Origin of the sequence: Janthinobacterium sp. HH102 (assembly GCF_001758625.2) — a bacterium.
GTDB lineage: Bacteria > Pseudomonadota > Gammaproteobacteria > Burkholderiales > Burkholderiaceae_D > Janthinobacterium.
Genome location: NZ_CP062062.1, coordinates 2,262,719 through 2,282,739 on the forward strand (window position 1 = coordinate 2,262,719; position 20,021 = coordinate 2,282,739).

Consider the following 20,021-nt stretch of genomic DNA (forward strand, 5'->3'; position numbering starts at 1 on the left):
GCTATTGCTAGATATAGACCACACTTCCAGGTGCGCATTCTTGTGATAAATGCACTGCTGTTGGACTAGAGAATACGAGTGCAGGTTCAGGTGGTCGGTGCGCTGGCGCACAAAGCATTGCGGTATATCAATAGTGTTGCAGATTCACGACAAAGATTTTGGTGTTGAAAAAAACTAATTTTATTGGTGAAACTTTTACAAGCACCGTCATTGCCTGGCACCGCGGCGACAGGCAATCGTACGACTTGTCACCTGCATGCCACTGTATATTAGCAACAATGATGAGCTTGATAACTAATAATACATTGATGTTGTATTCCGGCCGCGTTCTGTTGTTTTTCTGGGCTTCCGCCAGGCAACTTTTGCGCGCCGCAGCCAGCTCCGCCACTTTTTCTCAAGGAGTCATCCGTGCCTGACCTGTCCCGTGTTCTTACTTCCCCGCTGGCCGGCAAGCTGGGCCCGCTGTGCCTGCTGCTGTCGCTGGGCCTGGCGGCGCCAGCCTGGGCCGATAGCGGCGTGTCCCTGTTTTCACCGAGCGGCACGGTCAAGGCCGTGCGCCAGGTGCGGGCCCAGTTCGCCACGCCGATGGTGCCGTTCGGCGACATGGGCTTGCCCGCGCCGTTCGCCATCGATTGCGGCAAGGCCGAGCCGGCCGTCGTGGCGGGCGCGGGTCGCTGGGCCGACGAACGCAACTGGAACTTCGATTTCGAGCGCGACTTGCCGGCCGGCGTGGCCTGCAGCTTTACCTTGAAGCCGGGACTCAAGGACCTGGCGGGCCAGACCCTGCAGGGAAGCACGTCCTACCGCTTTTCCACTGGCGGCCCGGCCATCGTCGAGGCCGTACCGTATGACGGCCAGCCCTACATCGATGAAAACCAGATCTTCGTGCTGGGCCTGGATGCCGCACCGAACGAGGCCAGCGTGGCCGCGAATGCGTATTGCCGCGCCGATGGCATCAATGAAAAGATTCCCGTGCGGCGGCTTGTAGGCAAGGAGCTGGAGCAGGTATTGACTTTGCGCAAGAGCTTTCTCGACCGCTACCTGACCGTGTACTTCAAGAAGCGGGGCGTCGTGTGGAAAGCGGGTATGCCTGTTGCGAGCAAGGGCGCGCCGCCTTTGCCTGTCACCGTGCTGCAATGCAAGCGCAGCTTCCCCGCCAACGCCAAGGTGTCGCTGGTGTGGGGCGAGGGCATCGCCAGCGCCGGCGGCATCGCCACGGACAAGGCGCAAACCCTGCAGTTCAAGACGCGTCCCGACTTCACGGCCAAGTTCAGCTGCGAGCGCAGCAATCCGAAGGAGCAATGCATTCCCTTCCTGCCCATGCGCGTGCAGTTTTCCGCGCCCGTGAGCGCGGCGCAGGTGCGCGCCATGACCCTGAAGGGCGGCGGCAAGACCTATGCGCCGACGATTTCAAAAGAGGAAGAAAAGGCGGAATTCCTGTATGGCGCCGTCTTCAATGGTCCATTTCCCGTGCAGGCCAGTTTTGTGCTGAACTTGCCGCCGAAACTGACGGATGATGCGGGCCGCGCCTTGCTCAACCGCGCGCGCTTCCCCATGACGGTGCGCACGGGCGAACAGCCGCCGCTGCTCAAATTCCCGGCCCCGTTCGGCATCATCGAAGCGAAGGGCGACGGCTTGCTGCCCGTCACCGTGCGCAATATCGAGCCCGTGCTGTCGGGCAAGGAAGTCGCGCAAGCCTCGGCCGCCGCCACGGGCGCCACCTTGCGCGTGCCCGACAATGACGACAAGTTCATCATCGAGTGGATGCAGCGCCTGGCCGGCAATGGCGACGGCGGCGAATACTGGCAGCCTTACGCCCAGTATGCGGGCAACATGAGCAAATCCGTGCTGGCGGGCGCTGCCGGCACGCGCCCCATCAGCCTGCCGCGTCCTGATGGCCGGAAAACCTTTGAAGTGATCGGCATCCCGTTGCAGAAGCCGGGCTTTTATGTGGTCGAGCTGGCCAGCCCCATCCTCGGCAAGGCGTTGCTGGGCAAACCGACGACCGCGTATATCCGCACGGCCGCGCTGGTGACGAACCTGGCCGCCCACTTCAAGCATGGCGCGCAATCGTCGCTCGTGTGGGTGACGTCGCTGGACAAGGGCGTGCCTGTTGCGAAAGCGCAAGTGGCCGTGCGCGACTGCGCCGGCAAGCTGCTGTGGCAAGGCGCCACGGGCGCGGACGGCGTGGCGCACATTCCCGGCGAGCTGGCCAATTCCAGCTGCAAGAACAATGGCCGCTACTTTATCAGTGCGCGCAGCGGCGGCGACATGACGTTCACCCTGTCGGACTGGGTGGGCGGCATCGAAGCCTGGCGTTTCAATTTGCCCACGGATGACACACGCGCCGACAACACCTTGCTGGCCACGGTATTCGACCGCACCTTGCTGCGCGCCGGCGAAACCGTGCACATGAAGCACTTTATTCGCAAGCACACGGCCGAAGGCATGAGCCTGGTCGACAAGAACAACGGTCCCGGCAGCGCCACCTCCGTCGTCATCACGCACCAGGGCAGCGACCAGAACTATCAATTACCGCTGCGCTGGTCCGCCGGCGGCACGGCGGAAAGCGACTGGCTCATCCCCGCCGACGCCAAGCAGGGCGAATACAGCGTGACGATGGCGGGCCGCCCGTCCGGTAGTTTCCGCGTGGAAGCGTTTCGCGTACCGACCATGAAAGCCGTGCTGCAGGGACCGAAGGCCCCCGCCGTGCAGGCAAAGCAGCTGGCCCTCGATGCGCAAATCACGTATCTGGCCGGCGGCGCCGCCACCAACGCGCCCGTCAAGCTGCGCACGGTACTGCAAGACAAGAGCGTGACGTTTGCCGACTATCCCGATTTCAGCTTCAGCAACGGCGACGTGAAGGAAGGCCTGGTGAAACAGGGCACGGGCTACGACGACGATGAGGGCGAGTGGCAGGACGAGGGCAATGGCGGGCGTGCCGGCCCCGGCGCGACGGCTGCGCGCACGCAAAGCTTGACTCTGGACAAGGCGGGCGGCGCGCGCATCGTCATCGACCAGTTGCCGCAGCTGTCCGTGCCGCGCGACCTGGTGGCGGAAATGGCGTTCCAGGATGCGAATGGCGAGACGGCATCCGTCGCCACGCGCGTGCCGCTGTGGCCGTCGAACTACGTGATCGGCATCAAGCCCGACGCCTGGGCCTTGAGCAAGGATGCCTTCAAGTTCACGGTGGCCGTGCTCGGTACCTATGGCAAGCCCGTGGCGAATGCCCCCGTGGCCGTCGACTTCTTCCAGCGCAACAGCTATTCGCACCGCCGGCGGCTGATCGGCGGCTTCTATGCGTATGAAAACAGCAGCGAAGTGGTCAAGCTTGGCCAAGCGTGCTCGGGCAAGACGGACAACAAGGGCCTCTTGACTTGCGACGTGAAGGCGCCCGCCAGCGGCAATCTGGTGTTGCGCGCCCGCACGCAGGACAGTGCCGGCAATGCGGCCGTCGCCAACCGCGAAACGTGGGTGGCCGGCAGCGGCGACTGGTGGTTCAATGCCAGCGACAACGACCGCATCGACGTCTTGCCGGAAAAGAAACGCTATGAGCCGGGCCAGGAAGCGAGCTTGCAGGTGCGCATGCCGTTCCGTTCGGGCACGGCGCTGATCACGGTCGAGCGCGAAGGCATCCTCGACACCTATGTGCGCCAGTTGAACGGCCGGGAACCTGTGGTGAACATCCCGGTCAAACCGAATTACGCACCGAATGTGTATGTGTCCGTGTTTGTCGTGCGGGGCCGGGTCGATGGCGTGCAGCCGACGGCCCTGGTCGACTTGGGCAAGCCGGCCTACAAGATGGGCATCGCGCCGCTGAACGTGGGCTGGCAGGCGCACGAGCTGAACGTCATGGTCGTGTCCGACAAGGAAGTATATAAAACGCGCGACAAGGCGGAAGTGTCCGTGCGCGTGCGCCGCGCCGACGGAAAACCGCTGCCGGCCGGCGCCGAAGTGGCGCTGGCGGCCGTCGACACGGGCTTGCTGGAGCTGATGCCCAACGATAGCTGGAAGTTGCTCGATACCATGATGGCGCAGCGCAGCTTGCAGGTGGAAACGGCGACGGCGCAGATGCAGGTGATCGGCAAGCGCCACTTCGGCCGCAAGGCGTTTCCGGCCGGCGGGGGCGGCGGCAAGGGCGCCAGCCGCGAGCTGTTCGACACCCTGCTGTTCTGGAAAGGCACCGTCAAGCTCGACGCCAAGGGCGAAGCGACGGTGCAGGTGCCGCTCAACGATTCCCTGACGGGCTTCCGCATCGTTGCGATTGCCAGTGCCGGCAAGGAATTGTTCGGCACGGGCAGCACGGATATCCGCAGCTCGCAAGACTTGATCTTGATGTCGGGCTTGCCGTCCCTCGTTCGCGAAGGCGATCAGTTGCGCGCGGGCTTTACGGTGCGCAACACCTCGGCCGCATCCTTGAACGTGGACCTCAATGCCATGGCGGCTGGCAAGTCCTTGCCGCGCCAGAGTTTGACGTTGGCGGCGGGCGAAGCGCGCGAGACGGGCTGGGATTACCAGGTGCCGCTCGGTGCGCAAACGGTCGTTTGGGAGATCAGCGCCAAGGCGGGTAGCGGGCTTGGCAACACCTCCGATAAACTGAAAATCACGCAAAAAGTCGGCCAGGCCACGCCCGTGCGCACGTACCAGGCCACCTTGATGCAGATCGACAAGCCCGTCAATATGTCCGTGCAAATGCCGGCCGGCGCCTTGCCGGGCCGGGGCGGCATCCAGACCAGCTTTGTCGCCAAGCTGGGCGGCGAGCTGCCCGGCGTGCGCGAGTACATGGCCGCCTACCCGTACACCTGCTTCGAGCAAAACACGTCGAAGGCCATCGCCCTGCAAGACCAGGACGCGTGGAACCGGCTGGCCGCCAGCCTGCCCGCCTACCTCGATGGCGACGGCTTGCTGAAATACTTTCCCATCATGGAGCAGGGCAGCGACAGCCTGACGGCCTACGTGCTGTCGGCCACCAGGGAAGCGGGCTATGCGATTCCTGAACAAACGAAAAACCGCATGGAAGCAGCCTTGACGGCCTTCGTGCAGGGCAAGATCGTGCGCCGCTCCGCGCTGGCCACGACCGACTTGGCCGTGCGCAAGCTCGCTGCGCTGGAAGCGCTGTCGCGTTCGAACAAGGTGCCGCCCGATGCGCTCGAGAGCATCAGCATCAGCCCGAACCTGTGGCCGACCTCCGCCGTCATCGACTGGAGCTTGTTGCTGCAACGCACGCCTGGCCTGGCGCGCCGCGATGCGCTGCTGGCCGAGGCGCAGCAGATCTTGCGTTCGCGCCTGAATTTCCAGGGCACCACCATGGGCTTTTCCACCGAGCGCAAGGATAACTGGTGGTGGCTGATGGTGTCCGGCGACGTCAACGCCAACCGTTTATTACTGGCCGTGATGGACGACCCGGCGTGGAAGGACGACATGGGCCGCCTGGTGCGCGGCAGCATGGGCCGCCAGAAGAAGGGCCGCTGGGATACCACGGTGGCCAATGCCTGGGGCACCCTGGCCATCGCCAAATTCTCGGCCAAATTCGAGTCGACGCCCGTGACGGGCGCCAGTGCCGTCAAGCTGGGCGGCGATACGCAAGCGCTCGTGTGGAATGGCGCGGCGAAAGTGGGCCCCGTGCTGCAGGCGTGGCCGAAGGGTATGGATACCCTGGGCCTGGCACACAGCGGCACGGGCAAGCCGTGGGCCACCGTGCAAAGCCTGGCGGCCATTCCGCTCAAGGCGCCCGTCTCCAGCGGCTACACGATCAAGAAAACCGTAACGCCGGTGGAACAGAAAACCACAGGCCAATGGTCGCGCGGCGACGTCTACCGCGTGCGCCTGGAGTTGTCGGCGCAGGCGGACATGAGCTGGGTAGTGGTCGACGACCCGATACCGGCCAGCGCCACGGTGCTGGGCAATGGCCTGGGGCGCGATTCGCAGCTGCTGACGGCCGGCGAAAAATCCACGGGCTGGGTCTGGCCCACGTTCGAAGAGCGGGCGTTTGACGCTTTCCGAGCGTATTACGCTTTCGTGCCAAAAGGTAACTGGAGCGTGGAATACACGGTGCGCCTGAACAATGCCGGGGATTTCAGCCTGCCGGCCACGCGCATCGAGGCCATGTATTCGCCCGAGATGTTTGGCGAAGCGCCGAATGCGAATGTCAAGGTGGCGCAGTGAAGAGTTTGATTTTTATCATGGGCGGCCTGTTGGCCAGCCCGGTCTTCGCCGAGGCGGTCCTGACGCCGGCCCAGGTGCAGGCCGCCTACCGCAGTTCCGAAGCGCAGTTGCTGGACAGGGGCGGCGCGCCGCTGCAATCGTTGCGCGTGGACATGAAAGTGCGGCGCCTGCCGTGGGTGCCGCTGGCCGATATTTCCCCCGCCGTGCAGCAGGCCGTGCTGCTGGCGGAAGACCAGCGCTTCATGCGCCATGGCGGCGTGGATGTGTCCGCGCTGGCCACGGCCGCCTGGGACAATCTGTTTTCCAAGAAACCCCGCGGCGCCTCGACCATCACCATGCAGCTGGCGGGCCAGCTCGATGCGGACTTGCAGGCGCAAGCGGGCGGCCGCAGCCTGCGCCAGAAATGGGACCAGATGCGCGCCGCCAAGGCGATCGAAGACAGCTGGAGCAAGGCGCAGATTTTCGAAGCGTACCTGAACCTCGTGTCGTTCCGCGGCGAACTGCAAGGTATCGCCTCCGCCTCGTACAGCTTGTTCGGCAAGGCGCCGTCGGGCCTGAACCAGACGGATGGCATCATCCTGGCCAGCCTGGTGCGCTCGCCGAATGCGCCGCCGGCCACCGTCACGCGGCGCGCCTGCGCGCTGGCAAAGGAATGGCGCATGGACAGCAGCTGCCAGCTGATCGGCCAGCGCGTGCAGACGGCCTTGCAGCGCAATGCGCTGTATGCGGAGCTGGCGCCGGCGCCGCAAGTGGCGCAGCAACTGCTGAAGCAGCCGGGCGCCCAGGTCGCCAGCACGCTCGATGGTCCCTTGCAACGCTTCGCACAGGAAAACCTGCGCCAGCAACTGGGATCTTTGCGCGAGCGCAATGTCAACGACGGCGCCATCATCGTGCTCGATAACCGCAGCGGCGAGATCCTCGCCTATGTCGGCAATGCGGGCGGCAGCCATGTCGATGGGGTGACGGCCCTGCGCCAGGCCGGTTCCACCTTGAAACCGTTTTTATATGAACTGGCCATCGAGCGCCGTCTGATGACGGCCGCCTCCGTCATGGACGATACACCGCTGGACGTCGCCACGGCGTCCGGCATGTATGCGCCGCAAAACTACGACCGCAATTTCAAGGGCTACGTCAGCGCCCGCACCAGCCTGGCCAGTTCCCTGAACATTCCCGCCGTGCGCACGGTGCTGCTGACGGGACAGGACGGCTTTTACAACCGCCTCAAGGACGTGGGCCTGTCGAGCCTGACGGAGCCGGCCGAATACTACGGCCCCTCGCTGGCGCTGGGCTCATCGGAAGTAACCCTGCTGGAACTGGCCAATGCCTACCGCGCGCTGGCCAATGGCGGGCTGTACAGCACGGCCAGCCTGCAGCCGGGGCAGGCGGGCAAGGACCGGCGCCGCGTGATGGAGCCGGGCGCCGCCTTCATCGTCGGCGACATCCTGGCCGACCGCGCCGCGCGCAGCATGACCTTTGGCTTGCGCAACGAGCTGGGGACGAATTTCTGGAGCGCCGTCAAGACAGGCACGAGCAAGGATATGCGCGACAACTGGTGCATGGGTTACTCGGAGCGCTACACGGTGGGCGTCTGGGTGGGCAACTTCGACGGCAAGCCCATGTGGGACGTCTCGGGCGTGACGGGCGCCGCGCCCGTGTGGCGCGACGTCATGGATTATCTGCACAAGAACGTGCCCAGCCATGAACCGAAAGCGCCGCCCGGCGTGCTGCAGCAAATGGTGGCGTACCAACCCGCACTGGAAGCGCCGCGTCGCGAATGGTTTATTGCCGGCACGGAAAGTCCCGTCATCGCCGTGCTGGGCGACACCGTGAAGCCGCCCGCCATCGTGTATCCGGCCGAGGACAGCATCCTCGCCATCGACCCCGACATCCCGCCCGCCCTGCAGCGCGTGTTCTTCCAGGCGCAAGGCAGCCACGGCTTGCGCTGGGTGTTCGACGGCAAAGATATGGGCGGTGCAGCCGAGAGCATCAGCTGGCGCCCCGTGCCGGGCAAGCATGCGCTGGCCCTCGTCGACGACGTTGGCAAGACGGTGGCGCGGGTGGCGTTCCAGGTGCGGGGGAATGCCTTGGCGCAGCTTGCCGCACAGGAAAAATAATCAGTTCGATGGATAGTTCGCCGGATCGATGGCCGGCGTGACGTAGTGCCGCAGCACATCGCCGCCGTGCGGATGCTGCTGCGTGCGGCGTTTTTCGTCCGATGGCGGGCTGACCAGCACGATGGTCGCCTCGTCCGGATTGCGCAAATTCACCACGGCGCTGACGCCGCCATCGCGGTAGCTGCCCATCACGGCTATGGCCATCTGTACGAACAGGGTGGCCGCGCCCGTGTTGCCCAGGCGCTGGTCCGTGTCTATCCATTGCGCCACGTTGCCGCTGTCTAGTTCCGTGCCGCCATCTTCCGCATGTTTCAGCAAGGTCTTGTGCAGCGCCACCAGCTGCGCCTGATTGCCGCCTGTGGCGGCGACGAGGCGCGCCGGTGCGGCGGGACGGTCGGTTTCCGGCAAGCTGTGCAAGGCTTGCTGCCAGCCCGCCTGCAGGGCGCGTTCGCGCTGGTCGCGCCGCGTGAGCGGCTTGCCGTGTTCATCCGTCAACCTGATAAAAGTGGGCCGGTGGAGGAAGCCGAAGGTGGGCAGGCGGTCCAGCTGCGCCAGCTGTTCCTTGTTGAACGGCAGGGGAAACCAGGGCGTGGGCTGCCACTCTTTCGGCGGGTGATAAGTCTTGTGCTGGAGCCTGTCGAGCATGCTGAAGCGTCCCGTGCCGCGGATGTCGGGGCGCCGGGCGAATTGCGCGGCGACGGGCAGCCATTCGGCGATGCTGGGCTGGCGCCGGGTGATGGCTGTGGGATCAGTTTCCAGGCGTGCCTGTGGCACGGTTCCCATCAAATCATAGTAGGCCAAATACAAGCGCCGCGCCACGCCGTAGGTATTCAAATCGTCGACGCTGTCCTCTGGCGGCGCATCGTCATACGCAAACTTGCGTACGGCATCGATGCGTTCGCGCCGGGCCAGCACGAACAGGGCGGAGGCGTCGGGCATTTCGGGGATGTAGCGGCCGTCTCTTGTGAGCGGTGGCGAGTTGTCCGGGCTGTACAGATCGCGCGTGGGCATGCTGTCTTCCGAATTGAGCACGATGTAGGGCACGTCGGGATGGGCATCGAAAAATGCAAATACATCTTCCAGGATGCGGTCCGGATGTTCACTGAGGCGGCGCGGACCACTGGCGAACAGATGCCAGTGCAGGCCGGATGACGCAGCGCCACCGGCCAGACCTATGGCCGGCGAGTCGGGGCTGTCCAGCATGTGCGAATTAAAGATCGGCGGTTCGGCATTGAAAACGGGCACGCCAAAATACATGGGAATGTCCCTTGCCCCATTTTCCAGCGTGTCACCGCCGCGGCCACCTGCTATCCCAGCTCTCTGCATGGCATCCCAGGTGTATTTTTCCTTGTCCAGTTCACGGATGCTGGCATAGGCATTTCCCTGCTGCAGCACTTCCCACAGCTTGCCTTGGCGATACTTGTCCAGAGTGACGCCGAGACCGATGACTTCCAGCACATATTCCCGCTTGTCCTGTTCGCTGGGCGCCGCCTGTTGCACTTGCGGCTGTGCGACGGCCACAGGCTTGGACGAATGCAGCCAGCGAGAACCGAGCAATGTAGCCGCGACGATGGGCGGGATCAGCAACAGCCATTGCAGGTGGCGCCATATTTTGCTGCTCATCGTGGACTCCTGTAAATAAGTAGGACTGATAAATACAAACCCAAGCAATAGCAGAGTCATCAATGCGAGGGTTACGCAGAAGGGAGAGAGCAAGTTTGGGAAAAAATTTTTCATCGTGGAATGTCATCGCTGGCTTTATGTACAAAAGGAGTGACGACCGATTCGGTACGCCTGCCATTCACTGTTTCACAAACGACGGTAGACGGCAGGCCTGTTTGCAGTGCGGGCACAAAGGCAGGTAAGTCTCCCGAACTGTAGTAATGTGCATTACCTTCAATGATTTGCTTGCGTTGTAGAGGTTCTGCAGCCCAATAGATTGCAAATTTTTTCATGAAATCCTCCCATCTCAGGATGGATTTTCTTATAGGATTTTTTTTGTCGTTTTGCAGCCGCCAATCCGCCACCGCACACAAATACTGATAAAACTGCGGATCGCTGCTCGCCTTCCCGCTGCCAATGGCCACGTCATACGCCGTCACGTTGCGGTGGTTTTCCGCGTTGCCGATGATGGCGCCGTGGAAGGATTTGGGGCTGACCTCGTTCTGCCAGCGCTTGCGCGCCTCATTCGGGGTCTCTTCGCGGTCGACAATCAGCTTGTCGCCACTGCCCGGATGGCGCGAAACGCGGTCTATCCTGCATTGGTCGCCCGCTTCCTTGCCCAGGTTCAGGGCTTTTTCCACCTGCTCGCGCTCGCCCGCGCCGAACATGCCGGCACCGAATTCGGGGATGCGATGCTGCTTCGGCCGCGGGTCGGCGATGATTTCCTGCTTGCGCATCCGCAAACCTTTCGTGCTGGTCACCGCGATGGCTGCATCGATGGGGGCGACTTCTTCGCACGGTCCTTGCTGGTCGCGCGGCAGCCTGGCCTGGTCGGAATCCTTCGGGAATTGCCCAGGGCGGATCTCGCCGCCGTCCAGCACGGCCGCCCTGGGCGCGCGCAGCGCTTCGCCATTGATCGTGCGCAAGCCTTCACGCCGGCCTGGTTCCGTTGAAAAGATATTCCATTTGCCGGGTTTGACGGGCGGCCATGGTGCCTCGGCATGGCTGCCGCGATGGCCACGATTGGCACCGGCCACATGGGCGTGATCGTCCTCGCCTTCCAGGCGCAGGGCGAAGTCGTGCGGCGGCTGGCCCACCAGCACCGGACCGTTGTTCTTTCCAGTCGCATCGGGACGTTGCTTGTTGGTAAAGACACGCTGGTAAAATCCCTTGCCCAGTTCCGCCAGCGGTTGCCGGCGCTGGAATTCCTTTTCCCAGCAGGTGGGGCCGTCGCCCCAGATGCTTTTGTCCGTCTTGCCCTTGGTCTTGGACAGACGATGGCCGTCGATGTAGTCGGGTATGCCTTGCCAGCCGATGCCCTGCATATTGTCCAGCGCTACCGTCATATCTTCGGGGCAGAAGTACAGGTAGACCTTACCCCGGTTGTCGCGGTCCGCTTCCGCCCGCCATGCCGCGCCCGCCATGCCATGGCAGACGGCGTGATCCTTGATCTGCGCAAAGGCGGGACTGGCATGCTTTTTTGCCACCACGCCCTGCACGATCTGCACCAGCGTCTGCAGGCGCGCATGCAGGGTCTGGCGGTTGTCGATGGCATCGTATTGCTCCTCCATCACCGCATCCCGGCCGCCGCCGAAGATGCGGCTAGCTTCCGCCGCGCCGAAGAACATCGTGGTGTCCTCCACCAGGCTGTAGGGAGGATGCGTGAGGATCAAGGTGTCGGCGGGCCGCTTGCCCTCGTCGAGCAGGAAGGCCTGCGCCAGCAGCGAGATCAAACAGCCCTGGCTGTGCGCGACGATGGAGACCACGTCGTTACTGTCGTAATCGCGGATCATGGCGATGAGGGCTGCCAGGCGCTTGGCGGCCAGTACCATGTACATGCGCCCCGGCGCCGTCTTCAACGGGCGCACGGGGTCGCCGCCCACGTCGTAGGGTGAGAACAGCCCCTTGTTCCACATGTCGGGCAGGGTGTTGGTGGCATTGCCGAACGGGCCGCCGTTCTTCGACATGTCCTTGTCCAGACGGTTGCCGTAGCGGTCCGTGTTCTGGCCGTTGACCACTTTGCTCGCGTTGCTGCGTTCGCGAAAGCCCCAGTAAAACGGGATCACCGGGCTGTACGTGGTCTCATCAGGCTGGCGCTTGAAAAACACGTCGTCCGGGTCGGCCAGGGCTTCCTTCTTGTCGGACGCCTGCGGCATGCGGTAGGCGGCTGGCATGAACACGTGGCCGCCGCCATACATGCGTGCATCGAGTCCCTGGCATAAACCCTTTTCCACGGCGCCGAAACTGGTGCCTACGTCGTTGACGCCATGGATGACGATGACGTTGCCGGGCAGCTCAGGGCGGATGCGCACGATGGCGTCGTTTAAGCGGCCGCAATGGAGCAGGGCGGTGCTCTTGCCGCTGGTGTAGGGAAGTTTGGGATACGCCATCGCCGCTCCATGCTGACCAGTCAGGACAGTGTAGAGAGGCGCGATGGCGGATTAGTTGCGCTTACGCAAACTTTGCGGGAAAGAAGGCAGCGATGCCGTAGGTGCAGGCGCTAGCGGCTGGCCGGCTTGCCCTCGGTCAGCTTGCTGTCCGCCAGCCCCGGCGCGCCCCACAACAGGCCCATCCAGATGCAGAACGACAGGCCGCGGTGCAGCGATGCGAAGCACAGGCCGAAAATCAGGCTGCGCGCGAACAGGTTCGTGTTTGGTACGTTGGCACTGTCGAGCAGAAACAGGGTGGCGACGGCGGCGACCGTCATGACGGGCAGCATGAACCACCATTTGCGTTCGATCGGCGACATGATTTCCTAGTAAGAAGTGTGTCACCGATTCTAGCGCAATATTGTCAAGGCATTTATGGTGCGCTGATAATTTTCGTCAATGCGATGCGGTACGCGGGCTGCACGTCGCCAGCCTGGTCAATCTTGTCCGTCATGATCACGCCGAAACCCTGCGCATACCACACGTATTCGCCGCTTTTGCCTTTGCTTTTGCCGCCCACGTCGTGCAGTTTGAACTTGCAGGCGTCGGGGAAGCGGCGCCCGCCCAGTTCCAGGCGTTCCCAGCCCAGGAAGGTGATCGAGAAATCGCGTTGATCGGTGCGCGTGGAGGTGGTGATCTTGTCGGACAGGCCCGCCAGCGGGTAGTGGGTGCTCGTTTGCGTGTCCGTGAATTGCACGCGCACTTCCTGGCCCGGGCGCATTTTGGCGGGGATGGCGGACTGTGGCGCGTAGACGTTCTTGCTGCGCACGGTGCCGTCTTCGTTGTAATGGACCGTGCCCGTCAGGAAGACCTGGCCGTCGCGGATGTCCTGGTAGGACGTGGCCAGCAAGACGCCGCCGTCGAGGATCAGCTGGATGCCCTTGAGTTTCCTGCCTTCGAAGACTTCCTCGACGTTGACTTGCGCGTCGCCATTGTTCTTGCTGAACTTGACACCCGTCGTCAGTTCCATGCACTCGCCCACCGTGGGCGCCGCCTGTACGCCTGCGGCCGCCAATACGGCTGCCGCCACCAACACTTGCCATGCTGCTTTCATTGTCATCCCGGCTATCTTGTAAAGGCGTGATGATAGCGTGCCTTGGAGCAATGTGGCGCAGCGCTGACCCTATTTCGCAGGGGCGATGGGGATGCTGGGCACAGCGGGTGTGGACGTTGGCGGCGCTGGCGGCGCCGTCGGCTTGCCGCGCCGCGTGCGCTTGTCGGTGCGCGTTTTGGCAGGCTTGCCGTCGTGGATCAGCTTGCCTTTGTTGTCGAGCTTGTCGGATTGGTCCGATTGCTGGCCCGGATCGTTGGCATTGTTGGTGTGGTTGCCCGTCTGGTTGACGTTCGTCGTCGACTGGGCTTGCACCCAGGCGCCGCCGATGGTCATCAGGGTGGCGGCCAGCAAGAGAGCGGCGGTTTTCATGGTGCGTCTTCCTGTGCAAGAGAGTGAGAGGGCGGTGGATACCGCTGTCGAGAATGCATTGTCACACGCGGACCCGTGCGCGCAAGTAGGATTACGCCTCATCCTTGTGTGGGCGTATTGCCAATGTTCAAGCCGCTCTTGCGCCGCTCGCGCGCAGGCGCAGGCGCCGGGCGCTCAGGGCATCGCGCATGCTCCATGTCAGCGATATGGCGCCCATGGCCGCCAGCCAGCTGCCGGGGCCGTCCGCAGGCAGCGCATGCACGCCCGATGGCAGGGCAAGCCAGTCGGGCAGCGCCTGCAGCAGCAGGGTGGCGATCACGCCCAGGTTGATGAACAGCAAAACGTGCAGGATCTGCTCGGGCAGGGGCAGGCGGCGCGTGCGGCCTTCCACGACCGTGTCGCGCAGCGAAACGCCGATTTCCGCCAACAGCAGCAATGCCGGCCACCAGGCCAGCCAGCCCTGCCAGGCAAACAGGCCCAGCGAGGGAAACAGCAGGCCGAAGATGGCTTCGCGCAAGCTGTGCAGGCGCTGCTCGGCCGCCGCGCCGGGACGCGACGGCAAGCGCACGAGCAACTCGTGGTTGAGCAGCACGTCAGCTCCGCCCAGCAGCCCGTGCAGAAGCAGCATGGCTTGCAGCGCCGTCATGGCCGGGGCGGGCTGCCCGCGCTTAGCGGCCCGGCGGGCGCGGCGGCACCACGCCGGTGTTGTCAGTATTGCCAGTATTGCCAGTATTGCCAGTATTGCCGGTGGTGCCAGCGTTGCCCGGCGTGCCCGTATTGCCTGTGGTACCTGTCGTGCCCGGGGGAACCGTGCCACCCGTATTGCCATTCATGTCTTGCGTGCCGCTGCGCGTGGCATTAGCTGCGGACTGGCCGGCGCTGTCAGGGGCGCCGCCACCCGAATTCGTGCCGCTGGTCGATTGCCCCGTCGTGTCATGGTTGCGCGATTTTCCCGATTTCTTCGCCTGCTTCTTGTCGTGCTTGCGCGGCTTGGCCTTGTCATTCTGGTTCACTTGCGGATTTTGCTGTGTCGCCGTGTCGGTATTGCCCGTGTTATTCGACGTGGTATTGCTATTGCCGGTCGATTGCGCCTGTGCCAGGACGGCTGCGCTGCCCAGCAGCATGGCCGCGAGCATGAATGCGGATGGTTTCATGGGAACTCCTTCGGATGAAGTGGAGTACCGATTTTGCCACGCGCGGGCTGGCCCGTAAGTAGGAATCCGCCGCCACCCGATGTGGGGGGATGGCTGGCCGTGGCGCAGGCCTTAGCGGAACTGCTCCGTCGAGATATCAAATCGCTTGAGCTTGTCGTACAGGGTTTTCTTCGGGATATTCAGCGCGGCGGCCGCATCGATGACGTTGCCATTGTGGCGGCGCAAGGCTTCCTCGATGATGGAAATCTCGAAGGTGTCGACCTGTTCCGCCAGCGACGCTTCGCGGCAGCCGGCGGGACTCAGGGTGTCGTCGAGCAGGCCCAGCACGAAGCGGTCGGCCACGTTGTGCAGTTCGCGCACATTGCCGGCCCAGCGCTGCGCCATCAGGGATGCGATCAGTTCGCCGCTGACGAGCGCGGCCGGCTGGCCATAGCGCAGGGCCGCCTGCAGCACGAAAAACTCGAACAGCAGCGGGATATCCTCGCGCCGGTTGCGCAGCGCGGGCAGCGTGAGGCTGGCCACGTTCAGCCGGTAATACAGGTCGGGCCGGAATTTTCCCTGCTCGGCCAGCACATTCAAGTCTTCCTTGGCGGCGGCGATGACACGGAAATTGACGGAAATGAGTTTGTTGGAACCGAGACGCTCGACTTGCCGCTCCTGCAGCACGCGCAGCAGTTTCACTTGCAGGGCCAGCGGCATGCTTTCTATTTCATCGAGGAACAGGGTGCCGCCGTTCGCATACTCGATCTTGCCGATGCGCTGGCGCTGCGCCCCCGTAAACGCGCCTTCCTCGTGGCCGAACAGTTCCGATTCGAAGATCGATTCGGGCAGGGCGCCGCAGTTGATCGCCACGAAGGGGTGGTCGCGCCGCTCGCTGAAGTCGTGCAGGCAGCGGGCGATCAGTTCCTTGCCGGTGCCCGTTTCGCCGAGGATGATGATGTCGGCCGATTTCGGCGCCAGGTTCAGCACCAGCTGGCGCACCTTGGCCATGGCAGCGCTGCGGCCCACGATGCGCGCCTCGATGCCGACGCGCTGCTCGAGCTGGCGGCGCAAGTTCATGTTTTCCAGCACCAGGTGGCGTTTATCCAGGGCGCGGCGGCACACTTCCACCAGCAAGTCGGCGGAAAACGGTTTTTCGATGAAATCGTAGGCGCCACGGCGCATGGCACCCACGGCCATCGACACGTCGCCATGGCCCGTGACGAGGATGACGGGCAGGCTGGCATCCTGTGCCACGGCGATATCGAGCAGTTTCAAGCCATCCATGCCGGGCAGCTTGATATCGCTCAATAAAATGCCGGCAAATTCGGGCACCAGGTAAGGCAGCGCTTCCTCGGCCGTGGCGACGGCCGTCACTTGCAGTCCCGCCAGTTCCAGCGATTGCCGGGCGCCCTTGCGCACGACGGCGTCGTCTTCCACCAGCAGCACTTGCATGCCTTCAAAATTATTCTCGTGCATTCCCTATTCCTTCGTCTCTATCTTATTCTCCCCCGGGGCGCAGCTCAGGGTGATGGTAAATTGCGCGCCGCCCCCTTCCTGCGCGCTGCGGTTGCGCACGGCCAGGGCGCTGCCGGCCGCGCGCAGTATGCCAGCGCTGATCGACAATCCCAAGCCCAGCCCGTGTTCCTTGGTGGTATAGAAGGGGTCGAAGATCTTGTCGAGCGAGGCCAGCGGGATGCCGGGGCCATTATCGGTGATATGCAGCACGGCGAGGCTGCCTTCGCGCCGCACCTGAAACCAGATTTGCACGGGCTCGCCTTCCGGCACGGCATCCATGGCGTTCGTGATCAGGTTGGTGAACACTTGCTCCAGGCCGATGGCGTTGCACAGCACGATGATGTCGTCCTCAAGCCAGCTTTCATGCAGGGTCAGGCGCTGCGAGCCCTTGCGCGTGCGGATTTGCAGCATGGTTTGCGCAAACGCCTGGCGCACGCTGACGGGCTTGCGGGCATCGTCGCTGCGCCGCGCAAAGCCTTTCAGCTGCGAAGTCACGTAGCCGAGGCGCTTGACGAGGTCGGAAATGGTCGACAGGTTGTCGAGCGCGTCGTCGATCTGGCCGCGTGCCAAAAAGACCTTGGCATTGTCGGAAAACGTCTGCAGGGCGGCCAGCGGCTGGTTCAGCTCGTGCGTGACGCCGGCCGCCATCTGGCCGATGGCTGCCAGCTTGCCGCTTTGCACCAGTTCCGCCTGGGCGTAGCGCAAGGTCTGCTCGGCCCGCTCGCGCTCGGCCACTTCCGCCTGCAGGCGGCCGTTCGCGTGCACGAGGTCGGCCGTGCGCTGCTCGACCTTGATTTCCAGCTGTTCATAGGCACGGGCCAGCGTCTGCTGCGCATTGAGCTTGTCGGCGATGCGGCGCCGGCGCTGGCGCGCATACATCAGGGCCAGCAGCAGCAAGGCCCAGCCCAGCGCGGCGGCGATGGCCGCGTTGCGCGCCGCCTCATTCACCTGGTCGAGCTCGGCCAGCACGGTAATTTGCCATTGCAGCGGGCCCAGCACGCGGTTCACGGCCAGATAGTCCGCCTTGTCGGCACTGCCGGACAGGGCGGGGGAGTCACTCGTCTGCGGGCGTTCCAGCGTCATCACGCTGGCGCCATCGGCGAACTGGCGCTGCACCTTGTGCGGCAGGATGGGCAGATTTTCTTGCAGGAACTGGCGCTGTTCGCTGATGTCTTTCTTGGCGGCCGGCGACAAAGGCGCCAGGGTCTTGAACTTGAAGGCGGGGGTGGTGGCCAGGATGATCACGCCATTCGCATCCTTGACCCAGATCTGTTCGCCCGCGCCCGGCGTGCGCCACGATTGCTCGATCCAGTCCAGGTTGACCTTGGCGGCGACGATGCCGAGGATGCGTCCGTTGCGCTGCACGGGCTGCGAAATGAAGTAGCCGGCTTCGAAGGTGGAAAAGCCGATGCCGTAGAAGCGGCCGATGCCGCCCGCAATGGCGTTCTTGAAATACGGGCGGAAGCCGTAATTGACGCCCACGTAGGAGCTGCGGTCTTGCCAGTTGCTCGATGCCAGGGTCGTGCCCTTGTCGTCGAGCACGTAGACGGCAAAGGCGCCCGCGCGGCGATTCATGTCGACCAGGTAGGCGTTGATCTGCGTGACTTTGTCGGCGCTGGGCTGCTCCAGCAATTGCGCCACGGCATCGCTCTGGGCCACGGCCAGGGGCAGGAATTCGTATTTGTTCAGGGCGCCGCCGATGGACGCCGCATACAGTTCCGCGCGCGAATCTAGCGTGCGGTGCAATTCATCGAGCTGGCGCTGCTTGACCCAGGCATACGACACCCACGTCAGCACGACCAGCGAGCCTACGGCCAGCAGGGGGCCGAGCGCGGGTCTCAGGGTCCATTTGCCGAATGCCATGGTGCTCCGTGTGTATGTTTATGCCCGTGCGTGGGCAATCTGGGGTCAGACCCGCCGGGTCTGACCCCATTACTTAGTCTGCCGTACTTGCCATCGTCTCCGCATTATGATGCCTTTGTTGCTCTTCCATCACCATCTCGCCCAGCATGCGTTTCAGGCGGTTGAACTCGGGGTCGCTCGGGTCGCGCGGGCGGGGCAGGTCGATGGCCACGTCGCGCTTGATGGTGCCGGGACGGTAGGTCATGACGATGGTGCGGTCGGCCAGGTAGATCGATTCCTCGATCGAGTGCGTCACAAACACGATGGTGGTGCCGAAGACTTTCCAGATTTTCAGCAATTCGTCTTGCAGGTTGCGCCGCGTCAAGGCATCGAGCGCGCCGAACGGTTCATCCATCAGCATGATCGGCGAATCGAGGGCCAGCACGCGGGCAATCGCCACGCGCTGGCGCATGCCGCCGGACAAGTCTTTCGGGTAGCGGGCGCGGAATTCCGTCAAGCCCAGCATACTCAGCAACATGTCGACCCGTTCCTTGATCTCGGCCTGCGTCTTGCCGGCGATTTCCAGGCCGAAAGCGATATTGCTTTCAATCGTCATCCATGGGAACAGCGCGTATTCCTGGAACACCATGCCGCGGTCGGGACCGGGCTCGGTGATCAGCTTGCCGCCGGCCAGGATCTGGCCCGACGTCGGCTGCGAAAAACCGGCGATGGCGTTGAGCAAGGTCGACTTGCCGCAGCCGGACGGCCCCAGCAGGCAGATGAACTCGCCGCTGGCGATTTCCAGGTTGATGTCCTTCAGGGCGATGACGTCGGCGCCGCCCGTGGTGAAGATTTTATTGACTGCATTGATATTGATCGTGGTCATGGCCGTTCCTCTCAGTGTTCCAGGCCGCGGTGCCACTGCAGCAAATGATTATTCAGGGCATTCATGGCCATATCGATGGCCAGGCCGAACAGGCCGATGGTAAACATGCCGGCGATAATCTTGTCAGACCAGAAATACTCGCGCGCTTCGAGGATGCGGAAACCGAGGCCGCTATTGACGGCGATCATTTCGGCCACGATCACGACGATGAAGGCCGTGCCCATGCCGATGCGCGCGCCGGCCAGGATATACGGCGTGGCTGCCGGCAAGATGACGCGGCGGAACATGGTCATCTGGCTGGCGCCCAGGTTGCGCGCGGCGCGAATATAAATGCCGTCGACCTGGCGCACGCCGGCGATGGTATTCATCAGCACGGGGAAGAAGGAACCGATGCTGATCAGGAAGAAGGCGGGCGGGTTGCCCAGGCCGAACCACAGGATCGCCAGCGGAATGTAGGCGATCGGCGGAATCGGGCGCAGCACCTGCACCAGCGGGTCGAACAGTTTATAGATGGTCTTGTTGGTGCCCATCAGCAATCCCAGCGGCAAGGCCAGGCCGGCGCCGATGGCGAAGCCGCCCAGCACGCGCGACAGGCTGGCCCAGGCGTCGTGCGGCAATTCGCCGGAGAACATCCACACCAGGTAGTTGCCCGCTTCGGGCGTGTACGCTTGCATCGGCATCAGGTATTCATACCACTTCACCAGCACGGCCACGGGCGAGGGCAGGATTTGCGGGTTGATCCAGCCGAAGGTCGACATGGCTTGCCAAAGAAGCAATGCAGCAGCGGGCACGGCGGCGCCGTGCGCGAAGCGTTTCATCATTTGCATATTCATCGTAATACTTTCAGAT

Annotated in this window: 14 protein-coding genes; 2 read left to right on the forward strand and 12 right to left on the reverse strand. The window is 63.4% G+C overall.

Features of this window, described 5'->3' with window-relative positions:
• Positions 1-127: 127 nt before the first annotated feature.
• Positions 128-388 (reverse strand): hypothetical protein, encoded by a 261-nt coding sequence (locus tag JAB4_RS10350; protein ID WP_070308480.1) that lies wholly within the window; start codon positions 386-388, stop codon positions 128-130.
• A 20-nt stretch (positions 389-408) separates the two neighbouring features.
• On the opposite strand from JAB4_RS10350, the gene JAB4_RS10355 reads away from it, so the two are divergent.
• Positions 409-6,165: an MG2 domain-containing protein gene (locus JAB4_RS10355; RefSeq protein WP_227742135.1), complete on the forward strand. Its 5,757-nt coding sequence runs from the start codon at positions 409-411 to the stop codon at positions 6,163-6,165.
• Between the two features lie 17 nt (positions 6,166-6,182).
• Positions 6,183-8,279 (forward strand): penicillin-binding protein 1C, encoded by a 2,097-nt coding sequence (pbpC, locus tag JAB4_RS10360; RefSeq protein ID WP_070225022.1) that lies wholly within the window; start codon positions 6,183-6,185, stop codon positions 8,277-8,279.
• On the opposite strand, the gene JAB4_RS10365 is transcribed toward pbpC, so the two are convergent.
• The 11 genes from JAB4_RS10365 to JAB4_RS10415 form a co-directional block, all read right to left on the reverse strand.
• Positions 8,280-9,902, reverse strand: a complete 1,623-nt coding sequence (locus tag JAB4_RS10365) for a DUF2875 family protein (protein ID WP_070224924.1) — start codon at positions 9,900-9,902, stop codon at positions 8,280-8,282.
• A gap of 110 nt (positions 9,903-10,012) precedes the next feature.
• Positions 10,013-12,331 carry a DUF3274 domain-containing protein gene (locus JAB4_RS10370; protein ID WP_070224925.1) on the reverse strand — a complete coding sequence of 773 codons (2,319 nt, stop codon included), beginning with the start codon at positions 12,329-12,331 and terminating at the stop codon, positions 10,013-10,015.
• Between the two features lie 110 nt (positions 12,332-12,441).
• A complete protein-coding gene (locus JAB4_RS10375) occupies positions 12,442-12,690 on the reverse strand; it encodes a hypothetical protein (RefSeq protein ID WP_070224926.1) in 249 nt (82 codons plus the stop codon).
• 53 nt (positions 12,691-12,743) lie between these two features.
• Entirely contained in the window at positions 12,744-13,430 is a 687-nt protein-coding gene (locus tag JAB4_RS10380) for a hypothetical protein (protein WP_139143738.1), read from the reverse strand.
• 63 nt (positions 13,431-13,493) lie between these two features.
• The gene (locus JAB4_RS10385) at positions 13,494-13,793 is read right to left on the reverse strand and encodes a hypothetical protein (protein WP_139143737.1); all 300 of its coding nucleotides are present in this window, start codon (positions 13,791-13,793) and stop codon (positions 13,494-13,496) included.
• A 127-nt stretch (positions 13,794-13,920) separates the two neighbouring features.
• Positions 13,921-14,421 carry a hypothetical protein gene (locus JAB4_RS10390; protein WP_139143736.1) on the reverse strand — a complete coding sequence of 167 codons (501 nt, stop codon included), beginning with the start codon at positions 14,419-14,421 and terminating at the stop codon, positions 13,921-13,923.
• Positions 14,422-14,461: 40 nt separating this feature from the next.
• Positions 14,462-14,947 (reverse strand): hypothetical protein, encoded by a 486-nt coding sequence (locus JAB4_RS10395; protein WP_139143735.1) that lies wholly within the window; start codon positions 14,945-14,947, stop codon positions 14,462-14,464.
• A 111-nt stretch (positions 14,948-15,058) separates the two neighbouring features.
• Entirely contained in the window at positions 15,059-16,405 is a 1,347-nt protein-coding gene (locus JAB4_RS10400; RefSeq protein ID WP_070224931.1) for a sigma-54 dependent transcriptional regulator, read from the reverse strand.
• Positions 16,406-16,408: 3 nt separating this feature from the next.
• A complete protein-coding gene (locus JAB4_RS10405) occupies positions 16,409-18,307 on the reverse strand; it encodes an ATP-binding protein (protein WP_070224932.1) in 1,899 nt (632 codons plus the stop codon).
• A gap of 73 nt (positions 18,308-18,380) precedes the next feature.
• Positions 18,381-19,172, reverse strand: a complete 792-nt coding sequence (locus JAB4_RS10410) for an ABC transporter ATP-binding protein (protein WP_070224933.1) — start codon at positions 19,170-19,172, stop codon at positions 18,381-18,383.
• 11 nt (positions 19,173-19,183) lie between these two features.
• The gene (locus tag JAB4_RS10415; protein ID WP_070224934.1) at positions 19,184-20,005 is read right to left on the reverse strand and encodes an ABC transporter permease; all 822 of its coding nucleotides are present in this window, start codon (positions 20,003-20,005) and stop codon (positions 19,184-19,186) included.
• Positions 20,006-20,021 lie beyond the last annotated feature (16 nt).

Coding starts and splice junctions, on each gene's coding strand:
- pbpC (WP_070225022.1), top strand. CDS start 6,183: ATGGGCGGCCTGTTGGCCAGCCCGGTCTTCGCCGAGGCGGTCCTGACG.
- JAB4_RS10365 (WP_070224924.1), bottom strand. CDS start 9,902: ATGAGCAGCAAAATATGGCGCCACCTGCAATGGCTGTTGCTGATCCCG.
- JAB4_RS10370 (WP_070224925.1), bottom strand. CDS start 12,331: ATGGCGTATCCCAAACTTCCCTACACCAGCGGCAAGAGCACCGCCCTG.
- JAB4_RS10375 (WP_070224926.1), bottom strand. CDS start 12,690: ATGTCGCCGATCGAACGCAAATGGTGGTTCATGCTGCCCGTCATGACG.
- JAB4_RS10380 (WP_139143738.1), bottom strand. CDS start 13,430: ATGACAATGAAAGCAGCATGGCAAGTGTTGGTGGCGGCAGCCGTATTG.
- JAB4_RS10385 (WP_139143737.1), bottom strand. CDS start 13,793: ATGAAAACCGCCGCTCTCTTGCTGGCCGCCACCCTGATGACCATCGGC.
- JAB4_RS10390 (WP_139143736.1), bottom strand. CDS start 14,421: ATGCTGCTTCTGCACGGGCTGCTGGGCGGAGCTGACGTGCTGCTCAAC.
- JAB4_RS10395 (WP_139143735.1), bottom strand. CDS start 14,947: ATGAAACCATCCGCATTCATGCTCGCGGCCATGCTGCTGGGCAGCGCA.
- JAB4_RS10400 (WP_070224931.1), bottom strand. CDS start 16,405: ATGCACGAGAATAATTTTGAAGGCATGCAAGTGCTGCTGGTGGAAGAC.
- JAB4_RS10405 (WP_070224932.1), bottom strand. CDS start 18,307: ATGGCATTCGGCAAATGGACCCTGAGACCCGCGCTCGGCCCCCTGCTG.
- JAB4_RS10410 (WP_070224933.1), bottom strand. CDS start 19,172: ATGACCACGATCAATATCAATGCAGTCAATAAAATCTTCACCACGGGC.
- JAB4_RS10415 (WP_070224934.1), bottom strand. CDS start 20,005: ATGAATATGCAAATGATGAAACGCTTCGCGCACGGCGCCGCCGTGCCC.